This window comes from Salmonella sp. SJTUF15591, from assembly GCF_043356435.1.
GTDB classification, from domain to species: Bacteria; Pseudomonadota; Gammaproteobacteria; order Enterobacterales; family Enterobacteriaceae; genus Salmonella; species Salmonella enterica.
In genome coordinates this window covers 377,455-402,335 of the sequence record NZ_JBEUJO010000001.1, presented here as the reverse complement: position 1 = coordinate 402,335, position 24,881 = coordinate 377,455, and the positions used below count along the sequence as shown (strand labels likewise).

Below are 24,881 nucleotides of genomic sequence, written 5' to 3'. Positions count from 1 at the left end.
AATTGCTTACAGAAGGGGAAAATAGTTTTGTGAGTGTTGTCATATATTTTCTATGTAATATGACGGGGTGAACGTAAAATAGTTGGGCTTGCACGATTCAGTGAGTATATGCAGCCGGACAGCGTTCGCTTATCAGTCGCTACCCTCGACGAAATAAGACGATATCGCTCTCCGGCCCTGGGGTTATATACGCTCGATTTTTGCCGGCAGCCCCTGACGTACCGCCGCACCGGAAACCCAGTCGAGCCAGGTGTTGGTAATGGTTCTTGTCGGATCGGCAAAGCCCAGATCGTTAAGATTTATGCCTGCCCTGATTTGTGGATCATACGGCATAGGCACGCCATCCAGAGAGTGCTGCGTTGCGCCCATCTCGCGGTGGCCATATCCGTGTTCGATGGCGATGACGCCTGGCATCACGCCATTTAACAAACTGATTTGCGCCACGACCTGACCGCCCGGCGTAATGATCCGTACCCGATCGCCATGTTGCAGTCCATAACGCTCGCCGTCTTGCGGATTCAGCGCCACCAGGTTTGCTGGCTTCACATGGTGTAAGCGTGGGATGACGGCTGTTGAGCTGGACATGGTATTTGATTTAAATGAAATCAGTTTCAGCGGCCATTGCCCAATGGGAAACTGGTCGTCAATCGCACGACCATCTGACAAACGCGCCGGATACCAGACCGGGCAACCGCTGAAACGCTCCCCGGTGATGGCGTGACGGTGGGCGGCGACATCTGCATTCCAGATCTGTAAGGGTTTTTTCCACGCGTTACCTAACCGTTGCTCCGTATAGCCGCTATCCTCGGGCGCAAACCGGCCGCCACGCGAGTAGATAAACGCCACGCGACCAACCTCATCAGCTTTAAGCGTGTGCTGAATTGCTGGCAGAATGCGGCTGACGCCGGTAAGCGAAATATCTTCCTGATTTGCCGGCGCGACCGGCGTCTTGCCCATAAAGGCGATATTAGCGGCTACGCGCAGATAGAAATCTTCCGCCCGGTTCAGTGGAAAAGCATTGCCCTGCGGATCGGTTATCGCCCGGTCGCCAAAGCCGGGCAGATGGAGCCGTTTTGCTACCGCAATACAAAATGCTTCCATTGAGACAGGTTGCCCGTCCGCCGTTCGGTGAGTGGCGGGGGCGACAACTGGCCAGCGGGCGGTAGTGGCTTTACTGGCTACGCCGCCCCAGGGCGCCGTAAAGCCCCAGCTCTCAAAATTGTGCGTATCCGGCACAATGTAATCCGCCAGCGCCGTCGTTTCATTCATAAAGGCGTCAATCGCGATAAAGAGCGGCAGTCGGCGAGGGTCTTTTAGCTTTTCTTCCGCCACGGCGTGTAGACCGGGAACACCGTAAAACGGGTTGCTCATATTGGAAATCCAGGCTTTAAGCGGATAAGGATAGCCTTCGAGCGCGGAGGTCAACAGTTCGGTAAGCTGGCCTGCCACAAAGGGATACCACGGCGCTTTGGCTGGATAAGGGGATTGCCCGCCGGCAATTTTGTCGCGGTATTCTTCCGATGCTTCATAAGCGGTTTTGCTACGGGCAATACTTAACCCTGACGGTTTCACTTTTCCGGCAAAACTGTTCATGTTGTAGCGGGGGCCGTCGCTAACGCCGTTGAATTTGCCGCCGCCGACAAAGACGCCGCCGGACAAGCTGAGGTTGCCGATCAGCGCGTTAAGCATCATGACCGACCAGGCGTTATAAAACCCATTGCCGGCCATCATGCCGCCGTGACTGATGACCGCAGCTTTACGTCCGTGACTGGTAAAGGTTTCCGCCAGCGCGATAATTTGCGCTTCCGGTACGCCGCACTGTTCGCTGTATTGCGCCAACGAGAGCTTTTCTGCCGCCTCTTTCAGGCGTTGCAACCCGCTCTTCACCGTGACCCGTTGGCCGTCGGCGAGCGTAACGTACTGCGTCACGAAAAGCCGTGCCTGTCGGCAAGTGGACGCATCGACCAACTCGCCGTCGGTATTCAGCACGACAGGAGTCTCTTCGGCATCGGGCGTAAGATGGCGCAGCGTCAGGTGCTGTCCGGCAAGCGTCGGCAGTTCATCCGCAATGACCAGGTGCGTGGCGTTGGTCCAACTTTGCTCGCCGGCCTGCTGCATCGCCTGTATGCCGGGAATCGCCAGATAATCAGCATTATAACGTTGATTATCCATGATCCAGCGGATCATCCCCATTGCCAGCGCCGAATCGCTGCCGGGCATGACCGGTTGCCAGCGACCGCGAGGATCGGCGAGCACCGTTGATAAGGGGAGGGCGGGGGCGACCACGACGTATTGAAAATTCTCACGCAGCCGGGCGCTCGCCAACTGACGCGCCTGGCGTTTAAAGGGATTACCGGACTGTGCCGGGGAGGTGCCCATAAAGAGCGCAAACTCCACGTTTTCCCAGTCGGGTTTGACATGCGGGTTTTTATCCAGATCGCCCATCAGCGCCCCGGAGCCGGCCCGGTAAGCCAGTCCACAGTAGGCGCCATGCGCGCCGAAATTCTTGCTGCCGAAGCTATTTAGCGCAAAACGACGCAGAAACGCATCGCGGCCTTCATCGCTGGTATTCGTGACCAGTAACTGATTGGTTTTGGGCCCGAAACTGGGATGCTTTGCGTCAATTGGCGTATCCGGCGCATGAATCGCGCGCAGTCCGTCCACATGACCTTCGCCAAACAGATCGCCGCCTTCCACGACTTCTTCAATAAGCTGCTCAAAGCTGATGCGCTGCCATTTCCCTTCGCCGCGTTTACCCACGCGTTTCATTGGTTCAAGCAGCCGCAGCGGACTGTACAGGCTTTCCAGCAGCGTGGCGCCGCGCGCGCAGGCGGTTGAGCGGGCGTCAAGACCGCTTTCTCCCGCCAGTTGCTCCATGGCTTCGCTAAAAGGCACGGACGAGTCAATCGGGTGTTCCTGCGACAAGGGGTGATAGGGATTGCCGGCGATGCGTATCACTTTGCCATCGGCATTTACCCGGGCGCGGATACCGCACTGTGTCCAACAGCCGAAGCATTGCGTCATGGCGATGGTTTGTTGTGGATTTTGCTGCCAGTGCGTTTGCGCCTGCGCCTCCGGAATTAACGCATTGCCAAAGATGCGGTCGCGCGTTACCTTGCCGGATGTCCCGTTTAACAGGCCATCAATTGCGCGTTTCGCCACATCACGGTAGCTCAGACCAAAAGTGACCATCCCACCGACGGCGAGACCGACTTTTAGCCACTGACGACGGGTTAAATTAGCCATGTTGTAATCTCCTGGTGAGTCCGTTCAGCGTTTCACGAATAATAATCAGTAGCGCTATCCACAGGCCGAAGGTGCCGAGAATAGCCAGCCAGCCATCCGTTCCGCCTGGTAACGAGTAAGGGTTAAATTGCGCGTTGAACTTGGGTACGGTTTGTACCTGAATCAACAATGTCCAGCGCATCAGCCAACATAGCGCCAGCGCGCTCAGAACCAGCAGGACGCGTCTTAGCTGTGATAACGGATGGCGTAGCGCCAGGCTACAGAACAGCAGTGTGCATACCCACAGCGCTAGCCAGCCGACAGCGTAATATTTGGCTGACAGGGCGACGGTAATCCACTGACGGATTGCCGTGCCGGAAAGCGTATCGCCGCTAACCCATATGGCCACCACCAGTCCCAGCGCCGCCAGCGTCCAGAGTTGTCCCCATAATATTTTTGGCAGCCTTACCGAGTCGCGTCGGGCGGCGACAATCATCAGCGCGAAGAACGCCTGTAAGGCGCTAAGAAACATCGCCACGGGGAAGGCGTAGCTAAACCAGATTGGGCGCGCCAGCACAACGGAGACTTCGCGGCCGGTATAAATCAACAGGCCCACCGCGCAAAGCGCGCTGGCTAACGCCAACCATTTAGTGACGTTGTAACTTTTATTGAATAATCGTTTTATCTGCTGCGCCAGGAACCACAGAGCGAGAAATCCGGTAAACAGCGGCAGGAACAACGCTCCCCAGGGCATCCACGACCAGGGCGTCGGCCAGGCATAGAAATGCCAGACGCGGGCGGTCTGGTGCAGATCCGCCGTCAGCGCCAGCGGTGCGGTAATCGCACAGGTAATGGCAATCAGTAATGCCCGATTTTCTTCTGTTGCGGCGTCTTTTTTCCGCCAGTGAAGATAACAGGCAAACAGTGCGGCGCAGGCGGCAATGCCAATAAAAAAGAAATATTGTACCGCCCACGGCAGCCAGCTAATGTCCTGCGGGTGAGCCAGCACTTCTTCAATGATGAGTGAATGCGTCATTCAGACCTCCTGCCAAAGCGCGGGCTGCGCACGGCCCATTAATGGGGTGACAAAGGCGTCGTCCAGACCCAGGTAGAAAACATGGGGCGACGTGCCGTTTTCCGGCTTTAATACCTTGATAGTGTCGCGATGTTGATGAAGCAGGGTGGAGATGCGGCTATGGGGATCTTTGATATCGCCAATAATACGCGCACCGCCGACGCAGGACTCTACGCAAGCGGGTAACAGTCCGGCTTCCAGACGATGAACGCAAAACGTGCATTTATCGGCAGTTTGCGTTTCATGATTGATAAATCGGGCGTCGTAAGGACACGCCTGGACACAATAGGCGCAGCCGACGCAGCGTTTGTTATCCACCACCACAATGCCGTCTTCCCGCTGAAAGGTGGCTTGTACCGGGCAGACCGGCACGCAGGGGGGGGTATCGCAATGGTTGCACAGACGCGGCAATAGCACATTCGTGACTTCCTGACTACCTTCACGCTGGACCTGGTATTGGTTCACGGTCGTACGAAATGCGCCCTGCGGCGTTTGGTTTTCAATAGTGCAACTTACGGTACAGGACTGACAGCCGATACAACGCCGCAGGTCGATAAGCATGGCGTAGCGGTGTCGGGGAGAGCCTTCATGCCGCTCCGGCGAAAAAGGAAATTTCGCTTCAGCCAGCGGAACCAGCGAGGCGCCAGCGGTCAGGACGCCGAGCTGCTGGAGAAATTGCCGTTTACTGCTGTCCATATTGACTCCCGTCCACATTGCCAACAATGAAACATTTGTCACGATGTTGGTTCATGTGTAATGAATAAAAAATGTTGATGATTTACAGTGTAAAAATCGAGACGGGGTGCGCTCTATTGTGGTTAACCACATACCCGGCTTGTTGTTGATCTAAAACAACATAATTGACAGGGATATTGGGGTGAGAGGTAAAACCGTAAGGCGCCTGGCGGTGTTGGCGGCAGTAGGGCTACTTTGTCATGGCGCGTGGGCAGGGACGTGGAATATCGGTATTCTGGCCATGCGCGGCGAGGCGTCTACGCGTAGCCACTGGCAACCGTTGGCAAAGACATTAAGCCAACAGCTTCCAGGCGAAACCTTTCACATCCAGCCGCTGGATCTGCATCAAATGCAGGAGGCCGTTAACCAGGGAACCGTGCAGTTTGTGATAACCAACCCGGCGCAATTTGTCCAACTGAACAGCCATGCGCCGCTCCGCTGGTTAGCTTCCCTGCGTTCCACGCGCGATGGGAAAGCGGTGAGTAATGTTATTGGCAGCGTGATTTTGACCCGGCGCGATAGCGGCATCACCACGGCGCATGATCTCATCGGTAAGACAGTCGGCGCGATTGATGCTCAGGCGTTTGGCGGCTATTTATTAGGCTATAAAGCGCTCAGCGACGCGGGCTTACGCCCGGAGCGCGATTTTCATCTTCGTTTTACCGGATTTCCTGGCGATGCCTTAGTCTATATGCTGCGCGAAAAAGCGGTGCAGGCGGCAATTGTGCCAGTGTGTCTGTTAGAAAATATGGATCAGGAAGGATTGATTAATAAAAAGGACTTTATCGCGCTGCTTTCCCGACCGACGCCCCTGCCTTGCTTAACCAGTACGCCGTTATATCCTGACTGGTCGTTCGCGGCGCTACCTGCGGTAAGCGATGCGCTGGCGGATCGCGTAACGCGAGCGCTATTCAACGCGCCCGCCGCCGCGTCATTTCACTGGGGCGCGCCAGCGTCGACCAGTCAGGTGGAAGCGTTGCTGCGTGATGTTCGTCAGCACCCTCAGCAGCGTCGACTGTGGCTGGATGTCAAAAGTTGGTTAATCCAGCACCAGCTAATGGTCGGCGGCGTGATTCTGGCGTTCCTGTTGCTCACGCTCAATTATATTTGGGTCATGCTGCTGGTGCGTCGACGCGGAAAGCAACTGGAACGTAATAGCGTAGTTCTTCATCAGCATGAGCGGGCGCTGGAAACCGCCCGGCAAATGAGCGTGTTGGGTGAAATGACCTCCGGGTTTGCCCATGAGCTTAATCAGCCGCTTTCCGCGATTCGACATTATGCCCAGGGGTGCCTGATTCGACTGCGCGCTGCAGATGAACAGCATCCCTTGCTGCCGGCGCTGGAGCAGATTGACCAGCAGGCGCAACGCGGTGCGGATACTCTGCGTAACCTGCGTCACTGGGTTAGCCAGGCGCAGGGCAACCCGGTGCTAACCGAAGCGTGGAAGGCCATAGCCATTCGCGAGGCGATTGATCATGTCTGGCAATTGTTGCGTATGGCGCAACAGTTTCCGACAGTGACTCTGCATACCGAGGTTAGCGCTGCGCTGCGCGTAACGCTGCCGTCAATGCTGCTGGAACAGGTGCTGGCGAATATCATTCTTAATGCGGCTCAGGCGGGCGCCACCCATTTATGGGTCGTTGCTGAACATACTGAAAACGGCATCAGCATCGTTTTACAGGATAACGCCGGGGGAATCGATGAGGCGCTATTACGTCAGGCGTTTCAGCCGTTTATGACCACCCGCAAAGAGGGGATGGGCTTAGGGCTGGCGATTTGCCAGCGGCTGGTGCGGTATGGGCGGGGCGATATCAGCATCAGGAACCAGACCGCGCCGGACGGTCTGTCGGGAACGGTGGTCACGATACATTTCTTACATGAACATGGGGGCAGGGATGGCGACAATTCATCTACTGGATGATGATACGGCGGTCACTAACGCGTGCGCGTTTTTACTGGAAAGTCTGGGATATGACGTAAAATGCTGGACGCAGGGGGCGGATTTTTTGGCGCAGGCCAGTCTGTATCAGGCCGGAGTCGTATTACTGGATATGCGAATGCCGGTACTGGATGGGCAGGGCGTTCATGATGCGTTGCGCCAGTGCGGAAGTACCCTGGCGGTTGTTTTTCTTACCGGGCATGGCGATGTACCGATGGCCGTGGAGCAGATGAAACGCGGCGCCGTCGATTTTCTGCAAAAACCGGTATCGGTAAAACCGCTACAGGCGGCGCTGGAGCGTGCGCTGACGGTTTCATCGGCAGCGGTGGCGCGTCGTGAGATTATACTGTGTTACCAGCAGTTGACGCCGAAAGAGCGTGAGCTGGCCAGCCTGGTGGCAAAAGGATTTATGAACCGTGAAATTGCGGAAGCGATGAATATCGCGGTGCGTACCGTAGAGGTGCACCGCGCCAGAGTCATGGAAAAAATGCAGGCCGGTAGCCTGGCGGAACTGATTAGGCGTTTCGAAAAAATGGCCTCGCCAGAGACCAGAATACGAACAACGTATGAGCCATGAATAATAAACTGCGTTATTTCTTTGATTTGCATCAAATTTTGTTTAATAGAGAAGACTGTTATATTCTGTTGGTTTGATCTGGCGACGAGTAAAACGTATGACAAAACCGACAAAAGATGACGAACTGTACCGCGAGATGTGCCGGGTGGTGGGCAAGGTCGTGCTGGAAATGCGCGATCTGGGGCAGGAGCCTAAATATATTGTTATTGCGGGCGTGTTAAGAACCGCGTTGGCGAATCAACGCATCCAACGTAGCGCGTTAGAAAAACAGGCTATGGAAACCGTGATTAACGCTCTGGCGCGGTCATAGCCGGTATCATGGTGGAAACGGCCTGTTGGCAATGACGAAATGCTAGTGGGCATCGCCTTTGAATCGTCGCGATTGTCACCATGGCGGGCTGGTTGCCCGCCGTTAGCGATGCGCAGGGTTATCAGGTGATGGCTAAGCGCAGCCCTAACGTATCAGGGTACGGCTCAAAATAATTCTGGCTGCGTAGATAGTCATCCGGATGTTCCGCCAGATAGTGCTTCAGCAGCGTTAACGGTGCCAGGATAGGTAGTCGGCCCGCCCGGTAGCCGAGAATCACCTCGCGTAATTCCGCGCGTTGCCTGCTGTTCAACGCGCGGTGAAAATAGCCCTGGATATGCATCAGCACATTGGTGTGATTTTTACGTGAAGCGGGGTGGCGCAGGATAGCCATCAGTTTTTCTCTGTATCGGACAAAGAAGGCATCCAGATCGTCCCACTCATGCAGACGCGCGACGAAAGGGCCAATTTCGCGGTAGCCGGCCTGGTGATGGGCGAGAAGCTGAAGTTTGTATCGGCTATGAAACGCGAGCAAACTGTGACGACTCAAGCCCTGCGCGCGTAGCGCATTTAATTCATGTAGCGCGAAGATACGTGCGATAAAATTCTCGCGTAGTACCGGATCGTGCAGGCGACCATCTTCCTCTATCGGCAGCCAGGGATATTTGTCCATCATCGCGGCGGTAAACAGCCCCGTGCCAGCTTTGCGGCCCCTGTTACCCTTTTCATCATACAGGCGAACGCGCTCCATTCCGCAACTGGGCGATTTTGCACACACAATAAACCCCGCCAGTTCGCCTATTGTTGGCAGAAACCGATCGGCAAGGGCATTCATTCGCTCGGTAACGTCATCGTGCGGGGCATGGCTATAGCGCATCCGAATGTCGCCACAGGTCGTCTGGATAAGACGCAGCGCAGGGCGAGGAACGGGCAGGCCGATCGCCACCTCCGGACAGATCGGTTTGTAGGTCACCCACGGCGCCAGAGAGTTCATGACAAAATCCATACGCTTATGTCCGCCATCAAAGCGTACCGCGGCGCCAGTCAGACATCCGCTAATGCCGACTACGGGTTTGTTATTCATGATTCCCCCTTATTGAAAGTACGACGACTGACGCCAATGGCGCAAAATATTATCTCACGCTGATTTAAAACTTACACAACTTTGTTTTTTTGTCTAAGTTTTCGCGGAGATTTTTTTGACGTAGTTAAATATCAATAAGATAGAATGAGGGGAAGAAATCTATTCCAGCGCTTATAGTGTGATAACCTCCAGCGAAGCGACCACGTTGCGCCACTGGGCAAGCTGTTTTTTCTGCCCGGCAGTGAGCTTGCCGGTGGTCACCAGGAACCATTTTCTCTGGGCGAACAGCTCGGGCGCCAGAACGGCTGGTGGAGAGGGAAGCACATTGAGCCGCAGCTCTTGTCCGGTACGAGTCAACGCTTCCAGCCAGATTTCACAGTGATCCGAGAGATGCCATCCGCTAATAAAGGCATTGTTGCCAGGCGCTTTTCTGTCGCCTTCAAGGCAAAAAGAGGTGTAGGCAATAATGATGCCATCCAGTATTTCGCGCAGCGTCATCACGGCGGGAAGATGCGCGGACACTTTGCTGCGCAACGGACGCAATAAATGGGTCACCAGTTCTGCGCGGGGATATTCCCGGCCACAGTCATAAATCAACTGCCGCAGCGCGTCAATTCGCCCTTCGTGGAGATGTTGAAGCATCGTCTCCTGAATCGTTATCCAGTTATCGCCCAGGCGAATGACCGGACGCGACAGTAAGGGTTTGACCTGACTTATCGGTACGCCTTTTCTCACCCAGTCGAGGATGCTAAGCGCTTGTCGAATATCGTCATCGCTGTATAAGCGATGCCCGCCATCAGTACGCTGCGGTTTCAATAAACCATAGCGTCGCTGCCATGCCCTTAGCGTGGCGGCATTGATACCGCATAGTCTGGCAAATTCGCCGATAGAATACGACATGGTAAAGCCCGTTAAATAAGGGGATTCTACTATATCATGATTAAATGAAGACTAAGGTAGTGATAAATGGTGCGGCATACCAGGGCATCCGTATGGATTTTGTCGATGATGAGCAATACTGCGTGGCGTAAGGCTCATCAAAATATGACCAATGCTTAATACCATCGGATGCCCCTGGTTAATACTCTATTAACCTCATTCTTCGGGCGCAGTTAAGTAACTCTGTCACTTTATGAACCTGTAGCTTTCTCATCATATTCATCCGATGTGTTTCGACGGTTTTTATACTGATATGTAGTTTTTCGCTGATCCCATGATTGGTATACCCCTCGTCAATAAGTTTAAGAACCTGACGCTCGCGCAAAGTAAGCAGTTGATGATTGGTCGTGTCAGCCTTTAATTCAGCCAGGATAGCTTCCCGATTCAACGTCGGGTCAATGTAACGCTTGTTTACTGCTACTGTTTGCAATGCCGCTAACAGAACTTGCTGACTACTGCTTTTTAAAACATAGCCATTAGCACCTGCGGCTAAAGTTTTAATGGTCATATACTCTTGTTGGTATGCTGTGTAAACCAGAATATTCATTGCTGGCCAACGCTGATGTAATTGAGGAATGATATCCAGGCCATTGATGCCAGGTAAGCTAAGATCAAGGATAAGTATGTCAGGCTCGTATGCGCAACAGGCATTATAAACCTCAAGACCATTTTTAACATGCTCTACAATTTTAAAATGAGGCCAGGGTAATAAGGCATTCATAATGCCGTTAATGATGATTTCATGATCGTCTACTAATAAGATCTTATATTCTTTCATTTTGCTGCCCTCGCGAAAATTAAGATAATATTAAGTAATGGTGTAGTTTTTGAAGATCATACGTATTTTCTGGCGTAAGTCGGTTAGTTCCTCCAGCGCGATGATTTTCCCCATTTTTACGCGATTCTCAATGTCTATGACATAGCATACCAATTCAGTCTGCCCTATTTGACCTAAACAGCCTTTTAATGTGTGAATTAACTGATCGATTTTTTGTCCAGCCGATACGGCATTTTCAATATCAGCCAGCAAGAGGTCCAGTGATTGGAAAATCTTGCTATTAATGACCATATCATCTGTCGCCAGTAGCGCTGAGCAGCGACTTGGATCCTGCTCCTGTAGCTCTATATTTCGTAAAAGTTGGTATTCTGCGGCAATACTGATATAGCGAGCTAAGGTAGCCAATGTCACTGGTTTGGTAATGTAATGATGAATCCCATTTTTTTTACAACGATGAATATCTTCTGTCGCTACGCTAGCGGATAGCGCCACAAACATGCAGTCAGGATCTAAATTATTCGGCTCATCGTGCCATAATTGTACACATTCAATACCATCTATTTCTGGCATTCTAATGTCAATCAGTACTAAATCGAATCGCTGCTGTTGTGATAAAGTCAGAGCCTCGTTACTACTGGCGGCAATAGTGACGTGTTGGCCCAGGCTGACAAGCATTTTGCCGATGATATCCCGATTAATATCGGCATCATCAACCAAAAGAATCTGCAACTGCCAGGGAGGTAACAAATTATTTATTACTGGTATATTTGGTGTACACAATATTAACTGTTGCGCCAGGTCGTAGAGTTTTCCGGGGAAATACAAAAGCTCAGCGTTGAGAAGCGCATTTTGCTGGTGGGGTGGTTCACCGCGTATTCCCCAGCAAGCCAGTTGCCGATGCAGGCAGAAAGGCGCTGACAGCGTCCCTTTAATTGGTTGAGGCGGCTGGTATTCTTGTAAGGGTAATACTAGCGAGACACAGGTTCCAACCCCGGGGACACTTTTTAGTGTCAGATTACCGCCCATCATTTTAGCCAGGCTTGACGCAATAGTCAGTCCAATTCCTGTACCTTGCGAATTTGTGTCTGCTTGATAAAAAGCAGTAAAGATTTGAGACTGCTGCTGTATTTCAATCCCTTTACCGCTATCGCTAACCAGAAATATTAATTGTTCCTCATGACGCTTGACCGTCAGACGTATCCCTCCGGTTTCGGTAAATTTTACCGCGTTCCCGAGTAAATTAACCAAAATTTGCCGTAAACGGATACTGTCGGTATGAAAATAGAGAGGGACATGTTGACCGACAAAAGTACGTAATGACAGTTTTTTGCTTTGCGCCGGCCCCTGGATGGTTTGCATAGCCTGGTCCAGTAACGGCAGTAACGCTGTTTCTTCCATATGTAATGTGAAATGACCAGACTCGATGCGTGAAAAATCCAGCAGATTATTAATAATAGCTAACAAAGACAGTGTACAATTCCTGGCGGTATCAGCTAATCCTTGCTGCTCTATGTTTAAAGGGGTGGTTTGTAATAATTCAATCGCACCGAGTACGCCATTCATCGGAGTACGTAACTCATGACTTATTACCGTAAGATGAATGCTTTTACGTTTGTTAGCTTGCTCAGCGCGTTTTTTTGCTTCATTTAGCGCCTGGGTGCGCTCTGCGACTTTGTTTTCCAGATTGTCGTATTGGACTTGTAGAGTATCAAGCAGTTGGTTAAAAGCACCGGCAATACTATCTAATTCATCCAGTCGTTGTGCTGGTAAACGTGTGCTCAGCGGTGAAGTTGCGGTTTTATTAATGACATCGACAAAACGCCATAACGGTTTGGCCAGTGAGCGATGTAGTAACCAGCAAAAAGCCGACGTCATCAACACCAATGCTGTTAATGTAAAGGGGATTTGTTGAAGGATAATTTTTAAGATGCGATTATGTAGATTACCGTATGGGTACAGCGTAACCAGACTCCATCCGGGGCCATGCAAGGTTGTGCGTAATATCAGAAATCCGGGAATTTGCTGCCATCCATCATGCAGCGTTACATTTTCTAACTGTGTACGTATTTTTTGCGGGATGTATGAAAACGGCAATAAGTGGTTGTTTTGATCCAGCCATACTCGAATACTATCATCTAATGGTAGGTGGCTCTTGGTAATGAGATCGGGAAGTTTAACCGTCACCCCAAAAAATACGCCTTGCTGATCGGCAACCACAACGGAAGCGTGCCATCCTTTGCCGTTTATGTATTCTGGTTCACTCCAGTAAAACCCGGCATGGGTTGGGTATAAAGGAAAGCTTTTTCGCGTTAAAGGCTGTAGAGTTGAATAATCTGAAGGGTTATCAGTAGATAATAACGAAATCTCATTTTTATGGTTAAGAATAAAACTATCGCGACGAAAGCTTTTTTCATCGATATCAGAGGACTGCAGAAAGAGACGGTGCTTCTCTCCGTTTAGCGTCGGCGTGCAATTTGAAGGACCGACAGAAAGATGCCGGCTCACCTCAGGGAAAATATCGTTATGATGAATCTCAGTCGCTAATGAGCATTGATACATTAAATTTTTAGCGTCACGTTCAGCCTCTTCAAACCGTTGATTGCTTAGTACAATATTCATCTCGGATAGAACGGATAAGTCCTCTATTATATGCTGCCGTTTCTGAACCATTGATATATAAGCTGCGGTAAGCACAGATAGCAGCCAAATAATTATTGTTGTTAATAAAAATAAAAAAGTTAGCCTGATTACTAAAGATGTTTGCAGCGTATTCTTGAGATTGAGCAAATTCATAATGCTTTCCTCCAGTTGCCTGTTGCAAAATCTTTGGCACTTGATCACTATCGCAGTACATATAGTTTCATCAGAAGATTAATCGATGGTGTTATCATTAGGAAGATAAATTTCTTCATATATAACCCAGTCGATGACTACAATTACTTTTTAATAAGGTGGCGATGTAAAAACATCGTAACAGTTTATTTAATAAATAATTTTTCAAATTGTAATTTTTTATGTCAATGCTGAAAGTGTAATTGTGAATTTATCGGAAAATCCGAATGATAGAATCGCCTGTGACAAGGTATATGTAGACAGCATCCTGATATTGTACAAGAAGAGTATAGTCGAAATAAATGTGAATCAGGCTTTTTACGGATGTGGTTGTGAGCGAATTTGATAGAAACTCCCATTTATGTCTGAGGAGGGATTCATGCTGGCAGTTTTAAAAGGCATTCCATTAATTCAGGATATCAAGGCCGAAGGTAATAGCCGATCCTGGATAATGACTATTGATGGGCATCCTGCCAGAGGAGAAATTTTCTCAGAAGCATTTTCTATTTCTTTGTTCTTAAATGACCTGGAAAGCTTACCTAAGCCTTGTCTTGCCTATGTGACACTACTGCTTGCAGCACACCCGGACGTCCATGATTATGCTATACAGCTCACAGCGGATGGGGGATGGTTAAACGGTTATTATACCACAAGTAGTAGCTCTGAGCTTATTGCTATTGAGATAGAAAAACACCTGGCTTTAACTTGCATTTTAAAAAATGTAATACGCAATCACCATAAACTTTATTCGGGTGGGGTATAAAATGGTAGTAAATAAACGTTTAATCTTAATTTTACTATTTATACTCAATACAGCAAAGAGTGATGAGTTATCATGGAAAGGTAATGACTTCACCCTTTATGCCAGACAAATGCCATTAGCAGAGGTTTTACATCTGCTCTCAGAGAACTATGATACGGCTATTACTATTAGCCCATTGATAACAGCTACATTTAGTGGAAAAATTCCGCCTGGACCACCGGTCGATATTTTGAATAACCTGGCAGCACAATATGATTTGCTTACCTGGTTTGATGGCAGCATGTTATATGTATATCCTGCATCGTTATTAAAACATCAGGTTATCACTTTCAATATTTTATCTACTGGGCGGTTCATTCATTACTTACGCAGCCAGAATATCCTTTCATCACCGGGATGCGAGGTTAAAGAAATTACCGGTACCAGAGCTGTGGAGGTGAGCGGTGTTCCCAGCTGTCTGACTCGTATTAGTCAATTAGCTTCAGTGCTGGATAATGCGTTAATCAAACGAAAAGACAGTGCGGTGAGTGTAAGTATATACACGCTTAAGTATGCCACTGCGATGGATACCCAATACCAATATCGCGATCAGTCCGTCGTGGTTCCTGGGGTCGTGAGTGTATTGCGTGAGATGAGTAAAACCAGCGTCCCGGCGTCATCGACGAACAATGGTTCACCCGCTACACAGGCATTGCCCATGTTTGCTGCCGACCCACGCCAGAATGCAGTGATCGTTCGTGATTATGCGGCCAATATGGCCGGGTATCGGAAACTCATCACAGAATTAGATCAACGCCAGCAGATGATAGAGATTTCGGTGAAAATTATCGATGTTAATGCTGGAGATATTAACCAGTTAGGCATCGACTGGGGAACGGCAGTGTCGCTGGGTGGCAAGAAAATTGCGTTCAATACAGGTTTGAATGACGGCGGTGCTAGCGGTTTTTCAACGGTAATCAGCGATACCTCAAACTTTATGGTGCGTTTGAATGCCCTGGAAAAAAGCTCTCAGGCTTATGTACTTTCCCAGCCATCTGTGGTGACTTTAAATAATATCCAGGCTGTGCTGGATAAAAATATTACTTTCTATACCAAACTGCAGGGAGAAAAAGTGGCTAAACTTGAATCCATCACTACGGGTTCTTTGTTGCGCGTTACACCTCGCTTGTTAAATGACAATGGCACGCAAAAAATAATGCTTAATCTTAATATTCAGGATGGACAACAAAGTGATACGCAAAGCGAAACAGATCCGCTACCCGAAGTGCAAAATTCTGAAATTGCTTCGCAAGCCACATTATTAGCCGGACAGAGTCTATTGCTGGGAGGATTTAAACAAGGTAAACAAATCCACTCGCAAAACAAAATCCCTTTATTGGGCGATATTCCTGTCGTAGGCCATTTGTTTCGCAATGATACGACTCAAGTACATAGTGTAATCAGGCTGTTTTTGATTAAAGCCTCAGTAGTAAATAATGGCATATCTCATGGTTAATCCAAAGAGCTCCTGGAAAATACGTTTTTTAGGTCACGTTTTACAAGGCCGGGAAGTATGGCTGAATGAAGGTAACCTGTCACTGGGGGAGAAAGGATGCGATATTTGTATTCCGCTTACTATAAATGAAAAAATTATTCTGAGAGAACAGGCAGATAGTTTATTTGTTGATGCCGGGAAAGCCAGAGTTAGAGTTAATGGCCGCAGATTTAATCCAAATAAGCCGCTACCATCCAGTGGGGTTTTGCAGGTTGCGGGAGTGGCTATCGCGTTTGGTAAACAGGATTGTGAACTTGCTGATTATCAAATACCCGTTTCCAGATCAGGGTACTGGTGGTTGGCTGGCGTATTCTTGATTTTCATCGGTGGAATGGGTGTCCTGTTAAGTATTGGCGGTCAGCCTGAAACGGTAAATGATTTACCTTTGCGGGTTAAGTTTTTATTAGACAAAAGCAATATTCATTATGTGCGGGCGCAATGGAAAGAAGATGGAAGCCTGCAGTTGTCCGGTTATTGCGCGTCAAGCGAACAGATGCAAAAGGTGAGAGCGACTCTCGAATCATGGGGGGTCATGTATCGGGATGGTGTAATCTGTGATGACTTATTGATACGAGAAGTGCAGGATGTTTTGATAAAAATGGGTTACCCGCATGCTGAAGTATCCAGCGAAGGGCCGGGAAGCGTGTTAATTCATGATGATATACAAATGGATCAGCAATGGCGTAAGGTTCAACCATTACTTGCAGATATTCCCGGGTTATTGCACTGGCAGATTAGTCATTCTCATCAGTCTCAGGGGGATGATATTATTTCTGCGATAATAGAGAACGGTTTAGTGGGCCTTGTCAATGTTACGCCAATGCGGCGCTCTTTTGTTATCAGTGGTGTACTGGATGAATCTCATCAACGCATTTTGCAAGAAACGTTAGCAGCATTAAAGAAAAAGGACCCCGCTCTTTCTTTAATTTATCAGGATATTGCGCCTTCTCATGATGAAAGCAAGTATCTGCCTGCGCCAGTGGCTGGCTTTGTACAGAGTCGCCATGGTAATTACTTATTACTGACGAATAAAGAGCGTTTACGTGTAGGGGCATTGTTACCCAATGGGGGAGAAATTGTCCATCTGAGTGCCGATGTGGTAACGATTAAACATTATGATACTTTGATTAACTATCCATTAGATTTTAAGTGAGTGGAAAATGACAACTCTGACCCGGTTAGAAGATTTGCTGCTTCATTCGCGTGAAGAGGCCAAAGGCATAATTTTACAATTAAGGGCTGCCCGGAAACAGTTAGAAGAGAACAACGGTAGGTTACAGGATCCGCAGCAATATCAGCAAAACACCTTATTGCTTGAAGCGATCGAGCAGGCCGAAAATATCATCAACATTATTTATTATCGTTACCATAACAGCGCACTTGTAGTGAGTGAGCAAGAGTAAAGTAAAAATATCTTAGAGCCTATCCCACCAGGCGTTATTGGCGCAGCCAGCCTGGACACGGACAGCGCGCAAAAACCGGAGCGTACACGTAGCACGTGAGGTTTGACTCGCTACGCTCGCCCTTCGGGCCGCCGCTAGCGGCGTTCAAAACGCTAACGCGTTTTGGCGAGCACTGCCCAGGACCAAAATGGCAAGTAAAATAGCCCTAATGGGATAGGCTCTTAGTTAGCACGTTAATTATCTATCGTGTATATGGAGGGGAATGATGATAAAGAAAAAGGCTGCGTTTAGTGAATATCGTGATTTAGAGCAAAGTTACATGCAGCTAAATCACTGTCTTAAAAAATTTCACCAAATCCGGGCTAAGGTGAGTCAACAGCTTGCTGAAAGGGCAGAGAGCCCCAAAAAGAGCAGAGAGACAGAGAGTATTCTTCATAACCTATTTCCACAAGGCGTTGCCGGGGTTAACCAGGAGGCCGAGAAGGATTTAAAGAAAATAGTAAGTTTGTTTAAACAACTTGAAGTACGACTGAAACAACTTAATGCTCAAGCCCCGGTGGAGATACCTTCAGGAAAAACAAAAAGGTAAAGCATAATGTCTTCAGGAAACATCTTATGGGGAAATCAAAACCCTATTGTGTTTAAAAATAGCTTCGGCGTCAGTAACACTGATACCGGGGGGCAGGATGACTTATCCCAGCAAAATCCGTTTGCCGAAGGGTATGGTGTTTTGCTTATTCTCCTTATGGTTATTCAGGCTATTGCAAACGATAAATTTATTGAAGTCCAGAAGAACGCTGAACGTGCCAGAAATACCCAGGAAAAGTCAAATGAGATGGATGAGGTGATTGCTAAAGCAGCCAAAGGGGATGCTAAAACCAAAGAGGAGGTACCTGAGGATGTAATTAAATACATGCGTGATAATGGTATTCTCATCGATGGTCTGACCATTGATGAATATATGGCTAAATATGGCGATCATGGGAAGCTGGATAAAGGTGGTCTACAGGCGGTCAAAGCGGCTTTGGATAACGATGCCAACCGGAATACCGATCTTATGAGTCAGGGGCAGATAATAATTCAAAAAATGTCTCAGGAGCTTAACGCTGTCCTTACCCAACTGACGGGGCTTATCAGTAAGTGGGGGGAGATTTCCAGTATGATAGCGCAGAAAACGTACTCATGAAAAAAGACCCGACCCTACAACAGGCACATGACACGATGCGGTTTTTCCGGCGTGGCGGCTCGCTGCGTATGTTGTTGGATGACGATGTTACACAGCCGCTTAATACTCTGTATCGCTATGCCATGCAGCTTATGGAGGTAAAAGAGTTCGCCGGCGCAGCGCGACTTTTTCAATTGTTGACGATATATGATGCCTGGTCATTTGACTATTGGTTTCGGTTAGGGGAATGCTGCCAGGCTCAAAAACATTGGGGGGAAGCGATATACGCTTATGGACGCGCGGCACAAATTAAGATTGATGCGCCGCAGGCGCCATGGGCCGCAGCGGAATGCTACCTCGCGTGTGATAACGTTTGTTATGCAATAAAAGCGTTAAAGGCCGTGGTGCGTATTTGCGGCGAGGTCAGTGAACATCAAATCCTCCGATTGCGTGCAGAAAAGATGTTACAGCAACTTTCTGACAGGAGCTAAAAATGAATCGAATTCACAGTAATAGCGATAGCGCCGCAGGAGTAACCGCCTTAACACATCATCACTTAAGCAATGTCAGTTGCGTTTCCTCGGGTTCGCTGGGAAAGCGCCAGCATCGTGTGAATTCTACTTTTGGCGATGGCAACGCCACGTCTCTGCTATCAGGGAAAATTAGTCTTCAGGAGGCAAGCAATGCGTTGAAGCAACTGCTTGATGCCGTACCCGGAAATCATAAGCGTCCATCATTGCCTGACTTTTTGCATATCAATCCCACTGTTTTATCAATGATGATTACGACATTAATACTCAACGTCTTTGGTAATAACGCTCAATCGTTATGCCAACAGCTTGAGCGGGCAACTGAGGTGCAAAATGCATTACGTAATAAGCAGGTAAAGGAGTATCAGGAGCAGATCCAGAAAGCGATAGAGCAGGAGGATAAAGCGCGTAAAGCGGGCATTTTTGGCGCTATTTTTGACTGGATTACCGGCATATTTGAAACCGTGATTGGCGCCTTAAAAGTTGTGGAGGGTTTTCTGTCCGGTAATCCCGCAGAAATGGCTAGCGGCGTAGCTTATATGGCCGCAGGTTGTGCAGGAATGGTTAAAGCCGGAGCCGAAACGGCAATGATGTGCGGTGCTGACCACGATACCTGTCAGGCGATTATTGACGTGGCAAGTAAAATTCAAGTTGGTTGTGAAGTCGTCGCGATGGCACTGGATGTTTTCCAGATTGGTCGTGCTTTTATGGCGACGAGAGGCTTATCTGGCGCAGCTGAAAAAGTGCTTGGCTCCAGTTTAGGCGAAGAAATGGTTGAGCGTATGGTTGGTGCAGGGGAAGCAGAAATAGAGGAGTTGGCTGAAAAATTTGGCGAAGAGGTGAGCGAAAATTTTTCCAAACAATTTGAGGCGATTGAGCGTGAAATGGTTTCGCCGGGCGAGATGGAAGAGGAGTCTGCTGAGTTTTCTCGTAAGGTAGAAAATAATATGACGCGAAGCGCGGGAAAAAGCTTTACGAAAGAGGGGGTGAAAGCCATGGCAAAAGAAGCGGCAAAAGAAGCCCTGGAAAAATATGCGCAAGAAGGGGGAAAGTTTCTGTTAAAAAATTTTCGTAATAAAGTTCTCTGGAATATGTTCAAAAAAATCCTGTATGCCTTACTGAGGGATTGTTCATTTAAAGGCTTACAGGCTATCAGATGTGCAACCGAGGGCGCCAATCAGATGAATACTGGCATGGTTAACGCAGATAAAGCGAAGCTCGAAAAGAAAATAGAGCAATTAATAACTCAGCAACGGTTTCTGGATTTCATAATGCAACAAACGGAAGACCAAAAAAAGATAGAACAAAAACGCTTAGAGGAGCTTTATAAGAGTAGTGGTGCCGCGCTTAGAGATGCATTAGATACCATTGATCACTATAGTAGCGTTCAGGCGAGAATAGCTGGCTGTCGCGCTTAATCTGAGGATAAAAATATGGAAGCGAGTAACGTAGCACTGGTATTACCAGCGCCTTCCTTGTTAACGCCTTCTTCCACTCCATCTCCCTACGGGGAGGGAATGGGTACTGAATCAATGCTTCTGTTATTTGATAATATCTGGATGAAGCTAATGGAGCTTGCCAAAAAGCTGCGCAATATCATGCGCGACTATAACGTAGAAAAACAACGACTGTCCTGGGAACTGCAAGTCAATGTTTTACAGACGCAAATGAAAACAATTGATGAAGCGTTTAGAGCATCAATGATTACTGCGGGTGGCGCAATATTGTCGGGAGTGCTGACGATAGGATTAGGGGCCGTAGGCGGGGAAAGCGGTCTTATAGCGGGTCAAGCCGTAGGACACACTGCTGGGGGAGTCATGGGCCTGGGGGCCGGTGTAGCGCAACGTCAAAGTGATCAAGATAAAGCGACTGCCGACCTGCAACAAAATGGGGCCCAATCTTATAATAAATCCCTGACGGAAATTATGGAGAAAGCAGGTGAAATTATGCAGCAAATCATCGGTGTGGGGTCGTCACTGGTCGCGGTTCTTGCTGAAATGCTCCGGGCATTAACGAGGTAAATATGGTGCAAGAAATAGAGCAATGGTTGCGTCGGCATCAGGTGTTTACTGAGCCTGCATATTTAGGGGAGACCGCCATATTACTTGGGCAACAGTTTATATTATCGCCTTACCTGGTGATCTATCGTATTGAGGCAAAAGAAATGATTATTTGTGAGTTCAGGCGCCTGACGCCCGGGCAACCTCGACCACAGCAATTGTTTCACTTACTGAGACTTTTACGCGGGATATTTGTGCATCACCCGCAGTTAACATGTTTAAAGATGTTGATAATCACCGACGTTCTGGATGAAAAAAAAGCCATGCTACGCAGGAAATTATTGCGCATCCTGACAGTAATGGGCGCGACCTTTACACAGCTTGATGGTGATAACTGGACAATTTTATCCGCCGAGCATCTTATCCAGCGACGTTTTTAAATGACCTTCCTGACGTAAATCATTATCACGTGAAAATAACAATCAATAGGTATGATGATGAAAGAAGATCAGAAAAATAAAATACCCGAAGACATTCTGAAACAGCTATTATCCGTTGATCCGGAAACCGTTTATGCCAGTGGTTACGCCTCATGGCAGGAGGGGGATTATTCGCGCGCCGTAATCGATTTTAGTTGGCTGGTGATGGCCCAGCCATGGAGTTGGCGTGCCCATATTGCATTGGCTGGCACCTGGATGATGCTTAAAGAATACACGACAGCCATTAATTTCTATGGACATGCCTTGATGCTGGATGCCAGCCATCCAGAACCGGTTTACCAAACGGGCGTCTGTCTCAAAATGATGGGGGAACCCGGGTTGGCGAGAGAGGCTTTTCAAACCGCAATCAAGATGAGTTATGCGGATGCCTCATGGAGTGAGATTCGCCAGAATGCGCAAATAATGGTTGATACTCTTATTGCTTAAATAACAGAACGAAATATGAAAATTCATATTCCGTCAGCGGCAAGCAATATAGTCGATGGTAATAGTCCTCCTTCCGATATACAAGCGAAGGAGGCATCGTTTCCTCCCCCTGAAATTCCAGCCCCTGGCACCCCCGCAGCCCCTGTGCTGCTTACGCCTGAACAAATAAGGCAGCAGAGGGATTATGCTATACATTTTATGCAATACACTATTCGTGCGCTGGGCGCGACAGTCGTGTTTGGATTATCGGTTGCTGCAGCGGTAATTTCTGGCGGGGCAGGATTACCCATTGCTATTCTTGCGGGGGCGGCGCTCGTGATTGCTATTGGGGATGCTTGCTGTGCGTATCATAATTATCAATTGATATGTCAGCAAAAGGAGCCGTTACAAACCGCCAGTGATAGCGTTGCTCTTGTGGTCAGTGCGCTGGCCTTAAAATGTGGGGCAAGTCTTAACTGCGCTAACACCCTTGCTAATTGTCTTTCTTTATTAATACGTTCAGGAATCGCTATTTCTTCGTTGGTTATACAACTACAGTTTCCACTGCCCGCCGCTGAAAATATAGCGGCCTCTTTGGACATGGGGAGTGTAATTACCTCCGTTAGCCTGACGGCGATAGGTGCGGTACTGGATTATTGCCTTGCCCGCCCCTCTGGCGACGATCAGGAAAATTCTGTTGATGAACTTTATGCCGATCCCAGTGCGTTATTGGCGGAACAAATGGCATCGCTCTGCCAATCTGCTACTACACCTGCATTAATAGACAGTTCTGGTCATACATCTCAGGGAGAACCATGAAACCTGTTAGCCCAAATGCTCAGGTAGCAGGGCAACGTCCTGTTAACGCGCCTGAGGAATCACCTCCATGTCCCTCATTGCCACATCCGGAAACCAATATGGAGAGTGGTAGAATAGGTCCTCAACAAGGAAATGAGCGGTTATTGGCCGGACTTGCGAAACGAGTGATAGAGTGTTTTCCAAAAGAAATTTTTAGTTGGCAAACGGTCATTTTGGGCGGACAGATTTTATGCTGTTCCGCTGGAATAGCATTAACAGTGCTAAGTGGTGGAGGCGCACCGCTCTTAGCCCTGGCGGGAATTGGCCTTGCTATTGCCATCGCGGATGTCGCCTGTCTTATCTACCATCATAAACATCATTTACCTATGGCTCACGACAGTATAGGCAATGCCGTTTTTTATATTGCTAATTGTTTCGCCAATCAACGCAAAAGTATGGCGATTGCTAAAGCCGTCTCCCTGGGCGGTAGATTAGTCTTAACCGCGACGGTAATGACGCATTCATACTGGAGTGGTAGTTTGGGACTACAGCCTCATTTATTAGAGCGTCTTAATGATATTACCTACGGACTAATGGGTTTTACTCGCTTCGGTATGGATGGGATGGCAATGACCGGTATGCAGGTCAGCAGCCCATTATATCGTTTGCTGGCTCAGGTGACGCCAGAACAACGTGCGCCGGAGTAATCGTTTCAGGTATATACCGGATGTTCATTGCTTTCTAAATTTTGCTATGTTGCCAGTATCCTTACGATGTATTTATTTTAAGGAAAAGCATTATGGATATTGCACAATTAGTGGATATGCTCTCCCACATGGCGCACCAGGCAGGGCAGGCTATTAATGACAAAATGAATGGTAATGATTTGCTCAACCCAGAATCGATGATTAAAGCGCAATTTGCCTTACAGCAGTATTCTACATTTATTAATTACGAAAGTTCACTGATCAAAATGATCAAGGATATGCTTAGTGGAATCATTGCTAAAATCTGAAGTTATTAGCGACGATGTTCGACGGTTGTTGCTGGAAATCATGTTTGCGGGCGTTAACCATAGCCTGATTTCCCAGGTACATGCGATGTTACCAGCGCTAACGGTTATTGTTCCGGATAAAAAATTACAGTTGGTATGTCTGGCATTATTATTGGCGGGTTTAAATGAGCCGCTAAAAGCCGCAAAAATTTTATCGGATATTGATTTGCCAGAGGCTATGGCGCTGCGCCTGTTATTTCCTGCACCAAATGAGGGATTTGAAAATTGAATATTTCTGATATGAGCGTAGTGCCTGTAAGCACTCAATCTTATGTAAAGTCCTCTGCAGAACCGAGCCAGGAGCAAATTAATTTTTTTGAACAATTGCTGAAAGATGATGCATCCACCAGTAACGCCAGTGCTTTATTACCGCAGGTTATGTTGACCAGTCAAATGGATTATATGCAGTTAACGGTAGGCGTCGATTATCTTGCCAGAATATCAGGCGCAGCATCGCAAGCGCTTAATAAGCTGGATAGCATGACATGAAGGTTCAGCGTATAGTATTTCTTACTGTCCTTACGTTCTTTCTTACGGCATGTGATGTGGATCTTTATCGCTCATTGCCAGAAGATGAGGCGAATCAAATGCTGGCATTACTTATGCAGCATCATATCGATGCGGAAAAAAAACAGGAAGAGGACGGTGTTACCTTACGTGTCGAGCAGTCGCAGTTTATTAACGCGGTTGAGCTACTTAGACTTAACGGTTATCCGCATCGGCAGTTTACAACGGCGGATAAGATGTTTCCGGCTAATCAGTTAGTGGTATCACCCCAGGAAGAACAGCAGAAGATTAATTTTTTAAAAGAACAAAGAATTGAAGGAATGCTGAGTCAGATGGAGGGCGTAATTAATGCAAAAGTGACCATTGCGCTACCGACTTATGATGAGGGAAGTAACGCTTCTCCGAGCTCAGTTGCCGTATTTATAAAATATTCACCTCAGGTCAATATGGAGGCCTTTCGGGTAAAAATTAAAGATTTAATAGAGATGTCAATCCCTGGGTTGCAATACAGTAAGATTAGTATCTTGATGCAGCCTGCTGAATTCAGAATGGTACCTGACGTACCCGCGAGACAAACATTCTGGATTATGGACGTGATCAACGCCAATAAAGGGAAGGTGGTGAAGTGGTTGATGAAATACCCTTATCAGTTGATGTTATCGTTGACAGGACTGTTATTAGGAGTGGGCATCCTGATCGGCTATTTTTGCCTGAGACGCCGTTTTTGAGTC

At 48.3% G+C, this 24,881-nt stretch carries 27 protein-coding genes; 20 read left to right on the top strand and 7 right to left on the bottom strand.

What is annotated here, in order from left to right; all coding sequences use genetic code 11:
- Nucleotides 1-183 precede the first annotated feature (183 nt).
- The 3 genes from ttrA to ttrB are packed head-to-tail and all read right to left on the bottom strand — an operon-like array spanning nt 184 to nt 4,996.
- Nucleotides 184-3,246, bottom strand: coding sequence for a tetrathionate reductase subunit TtrA (ttrA, locus tag ABVM99_RS01965; RefSeq protein ID WP_023195776.1), 3,063 nt, complete (start codon nt 3,244-3,246; stop codon nt 184-186).
- Complete coding sequence (gene ttrC / locus ABVM99_RS01960; RefSeq protein ID WP_023195777.1) at nt 3,239-4,261, bottom strand: tetrathionate reductase subunit TtrC; 1,023 nt, start codon at nt 4,259-4,261, stop codon at nt 3,239-3,241. Before ttrC ends, ttrA begins: the two co-directional genes overlap by 8 nt.
- The gene (ttrB, locus tag ABVM99_RS01955) at nt 4,262-4,996 is read right to left on the bottom strand and encodes a tetrathionate reductase subunit TtrB (protein WP_023195778.1); all 735 of its coding nucleotides are present in this window, start codon (nt 4,994-4,996) and stop codon (nt 4,262-4,264) included.
- 181 nt (nt 4,997-5,177) lie between these two features.
- Here ttrB and ttrS point away from each other — a divergent pair, with 181 nt between their 5' ends.
- From ttrS to fumD, 3 genes are all read left to right on the top strand, one after another.
- On the top strand, nt 5,178-6,956 hold the full coding sequence (ttrS, locus tag ABVM99_RS01950) for a tetrathionate respiration histidine kinase TtrS (protein ID WP_023195779.1): 1,779 nt from the start codon (nt 5,178-5,180) through the stop codon (nt 6,954-6,956).
- Entirely contained in the window at nt 6,931-7,551 is a 621-nt protein-coding gene (gene ttrR, locus ABVM99_RS01945; protein WP_000190927.1) for a tetrathionate respiration response regulator TtrR, read from the top strand. Before ttrS ends, ttrR begins: the two co-directional genes overlap by 26 nt.
- 97 nt (nt 7,552-7,648) lie before the next feature.
- Nucleotides 7,649-7,861 carry a fumarate hydratase FumD gene (gene fumD, locus ABVM99_RS01940; protein ID WP_000165779.1) on the top strand — a complete coding sequence of 71 codons (213 nt, stop codon included), beginning with the start codon at nt 7,649-7,651 and terminating at the stop codon, nt 7,859-7,861.
- 121 nt (nt 7,862-7,982) lie between these two features.
- Here fumD and mlrB read toward each other — a convergent pair whose 3' ends face one another.
- The 4 genes from mlrB to ABVM99_RS01920 form a co-directional block, all read right to left on the bottom strand.
- Nucleotides 7,983-8,942: a transcriptional regulator MlrB gene (gene mlrB / locus ABVM99_RS01935; protein WP_023195243.1), complete on the bottom strand. Its 960-nt coding sequence runs from the start codon at nt 8,940-8,942 to the stop codon at nt 7,983-7,985.
- Nucleotides 8,943-9,113: 171 nt separating this feature from the next.
- Entirely contained in the window at nt 9,114-9,842 is a 729-nt protein-coding gene (locus ABVM99_RS01930) for a MerR family transcriptional regulator (protein ID WP_000122320.1), read from the bottom strand.
- A 178-nt stretch (nt 9,843-10,020) separates the two neighbouring features.
- Nucleotides 10,021-10,659, bottom strand: coding sequence for a two component system response regulator (locus ABVM99_RS01925; RefSeq protein ID WP_000666334.1), 639 nt, complete (start codon nt 10,657-10,659; stop codon nt 10,021-10,023).
- 30 nt (nt 10,660-10,689) lie between these two features.
- Complete coding sequence (locus tag ABVM99_RS01920) at nt 10,690-13,452, bottom strand: two component system sensor kinase (protein ID WP_023195244.1); 2,763 nt, start codon at nt 13,450-13,452, stop codon at nt 10,690-10,692.
- Between the two features lie 400 nt (nt 13,453-13,852).
- Between ABVM99_RS01920 and spiC the strand changes: the two genes are divergently transcribed.
- The 17 genes from spiC (at nt 13,853) to ssaJ (ending at nt 24,878) form a co-directional block, all read left to right on the top strand.
- Nucleotides 13,853-14,254 carry an SPI-2 type III secretion system protein SpiC gene (gene spiC / locus ABVM99_RS01915; protein ID WP_001562740.1) on the top strand — a complete coding sequence of 134 codons (402 nt, stop codon included), beginning with the start codon at nt 13,853-13,855 and terminating at the stop codon, nt 14,252-14,254.
- A gap of 1 nt (nt 14,255) precedes the next feature.
- Complete coding sequence (spiA, locus tag ABVM99_RS01910) at nt 14,256-15,749, top strand: SPI-2 type III secretion system protein SpiA (RefSeq protein ID WP_000261286.1); 1,494 nt, start codon at nt 14,256-14,258, stop codon at nt 15,747-15,749.
- Nucleotides 15,730-16,941, top strand: coding sequence for a SctD family type III secretion system inner membrane ring subunit SsaD (ssaD, locus tag ABVM99_RS01905; RefSeq protein ID WP_000323799.1), 1,212 nt, complete (start codon nt 15,730-15,732; stop codon nt 16,939-16,941). The genes spiA and ssaD overlap by 20 nt, the downstream gene beginning before the upstream one ends.
- Before the next feature lie 7 nt (nt 16,942-16,948).
- Nucleotides 16,949-17,191: a YscE family type III secretion system co-chaperone SsaE gene (gene ssaE, locus ABVM99_RS01900; protein ID WP_000210204.1), complete on the top strand. Its 243-nt coding sequence runs from the start codon at nt 16,949-16,951 to the stop codon at nt 17,189-17,191.
- A 262-nt stretch (nt 17,192-17,453) separates the two neighbouring features.
- On the top strand, nt 17,454-17,780 hold the full coding sequence (sseA, locus tag ABVM99_RS01895; protein ID WP_000972855.1) for an SPI-2 type III secretion system chaperone SseA: 327 nt from the start codon (nt 17,454-17,456) through the stop codon (nt 17,778-17,780).
- A gap of 6 nt (nt 17,781-17,786) precedes the next feature.
- Nucleotides 17,787-18,377 (top strand): SPI-2 type III secretion system translocon protein SseB, encoded by a 591-nt coding sequence (gene sseB, locus ABVM99_RS01890; RefSeq protein ID WP_001649641.1) that lies wholly within the window; start codon nt 17,787-17,789, stop codon nt 18,375-18,377.
- Nucleotides 18,374-18,847, top strand: coding sequence for a SycD/LcrH family type III secretion system chaperone SscA (gene sscA / locus ABVM99_RS01885; protein WP_000711023.1), 474 nt, complete (start codon nt 18,374-18,376; stop codon nt 18,845-18,847). The genes sseB and sscA overlap by 4 nt, the downstream gene beginning before the upstream one ends.
- Nucleotides 18,848-18,849: 2 nt before the next feature.
- Nucleotides 18,850-20,304, top strand: coding sequence for a type III secretion system translocon protein (locus ABVM99_RS01880; protein WP_052938195.1), 1,455 nt, complete (start codon nt 18,850-18,852; stop codon nt 20,302-20,304).
- Between the two features lie 15 nt (nt 20,305-20,319).
- The gene (sseD, locus tag ABVM99_RS01875; RefSeq protein ID WP_023194621.1) at nt 20,320-20,907 is read left to right on the top strand and encodes an SPI-2 type III secretion system translocon protein SseD; all 588 of its coding nucleotides are present in this window, start codon (nt 20,320-20,322) and stop codon (nt 20,905-20,907) included.
- A 2-nt stretch (nt 20,908-20,909) separates the two neighbouring features.
- On the top strand, nt 20,910-21,326 hold the full coding sequence (gene sseE / locus ABVM99_RS01870; RefSeq protein ID WP_000249608.1) for an LcrR family type III secretion system chaperone SseE: 417 nt from the start codon (nt 20,910-20,912) through the stop codon (nt 21,324-21,326).
- A gap of 51 nt (nt 21,327-21,377) precedes the next feature.
- Nucleotides 21,378-21,812: a SycD/LcrH family type III secretion system chaperone SscB gene (gene sscB, locus ABVM99_RS01865; protein ID WP_000979963.1), complete on the top strand. Its 435-nt coding sequence runs from the start codon at nt 21,378-21,380 to the stop codon at nt 21,810-21,812.
- 15 nt (nt 21,813-21,827) lie between these two features.
- On the top strand, nt 21,828-22,610 hold the full coding sequence (gene sseF / locus ABVM99_RS01860; protein WP_023194622.1) for a type III secretion systems effector SseF: 783 nt from the start codon (nt 21,828-21,830) through the stop codon (nt 22,608-22,610).
- On the top strand, nt 22,607-23,296 hold the full coding sequence (gene sseG, locus ABVM99_RS01855; protein WP_000805837.1) for a pathogenicity island 2 effector protein SseG: 690 nt from the start codon (nt 22,607-22,609) through the stop codon (nt 23,294-23,296). The genes sseF and sseG overlap by 4 nt, the downstream gene beginning before the upstream one ends.
- Before the next feature lie 92 nt (nt 23,297-23,388).
- Nucleotides 23,389-23,604 (top strand): type III secretion system needle filament protein SsaG, encoded by a 216-nt coding sequence (gene ssaG / locus ABVM99_RS01850; RefSeq protein ID WP_000350226.1) that lies wholly within the window; start codon nt 23,389-23,391, stop codon nt 23,602-23,604.
- Nucleotides 23,582-23,872, top strand: a complete 291-nt coding sequence (locus ABVM99_RS01845) for an EscG/YscG/SsaH family type III secretion system needle protein co-chaperone (protein ID WP_000444713.1) — start codon at nt 23,582-23,584, stop codon at nt 23,870-23,872. The genes ssaG and ABVM99_RS01845 overlap by 23 nt, the downstream gene beginning before the upstream one ends.
- Nucleotides 23,873-23,883: 11 nt before the next feature.
- Nucleotides 23,884-24,132, top strand: coding sequence for a SctI family type III secretion system inner rod subunit SsaI (gene ssaI / locus ABVM99_RS01840; protein WP_023194623.1), 249 nt, complete (start codon nt 23,884-23,886; stop codon nt 24,130-24,132).
- A complete protein-coding gene (gene ssaJ / locus ABVM99_RS01835; protein ID WP_000868145.1) occupies nt 24,129-24,878 on the top strand; it encodes an SPI-2 type III secretion system apparatus lipoprotein SsaJ in 750 nt (249 codons plus the stop codon). The genes ssaI and ssaJ overlap by 4 nt, the downstream gene beginning before the upstream one ends.
- Nucleotides 24,879-24,881 lie beyond the last annotated feature (3 nt).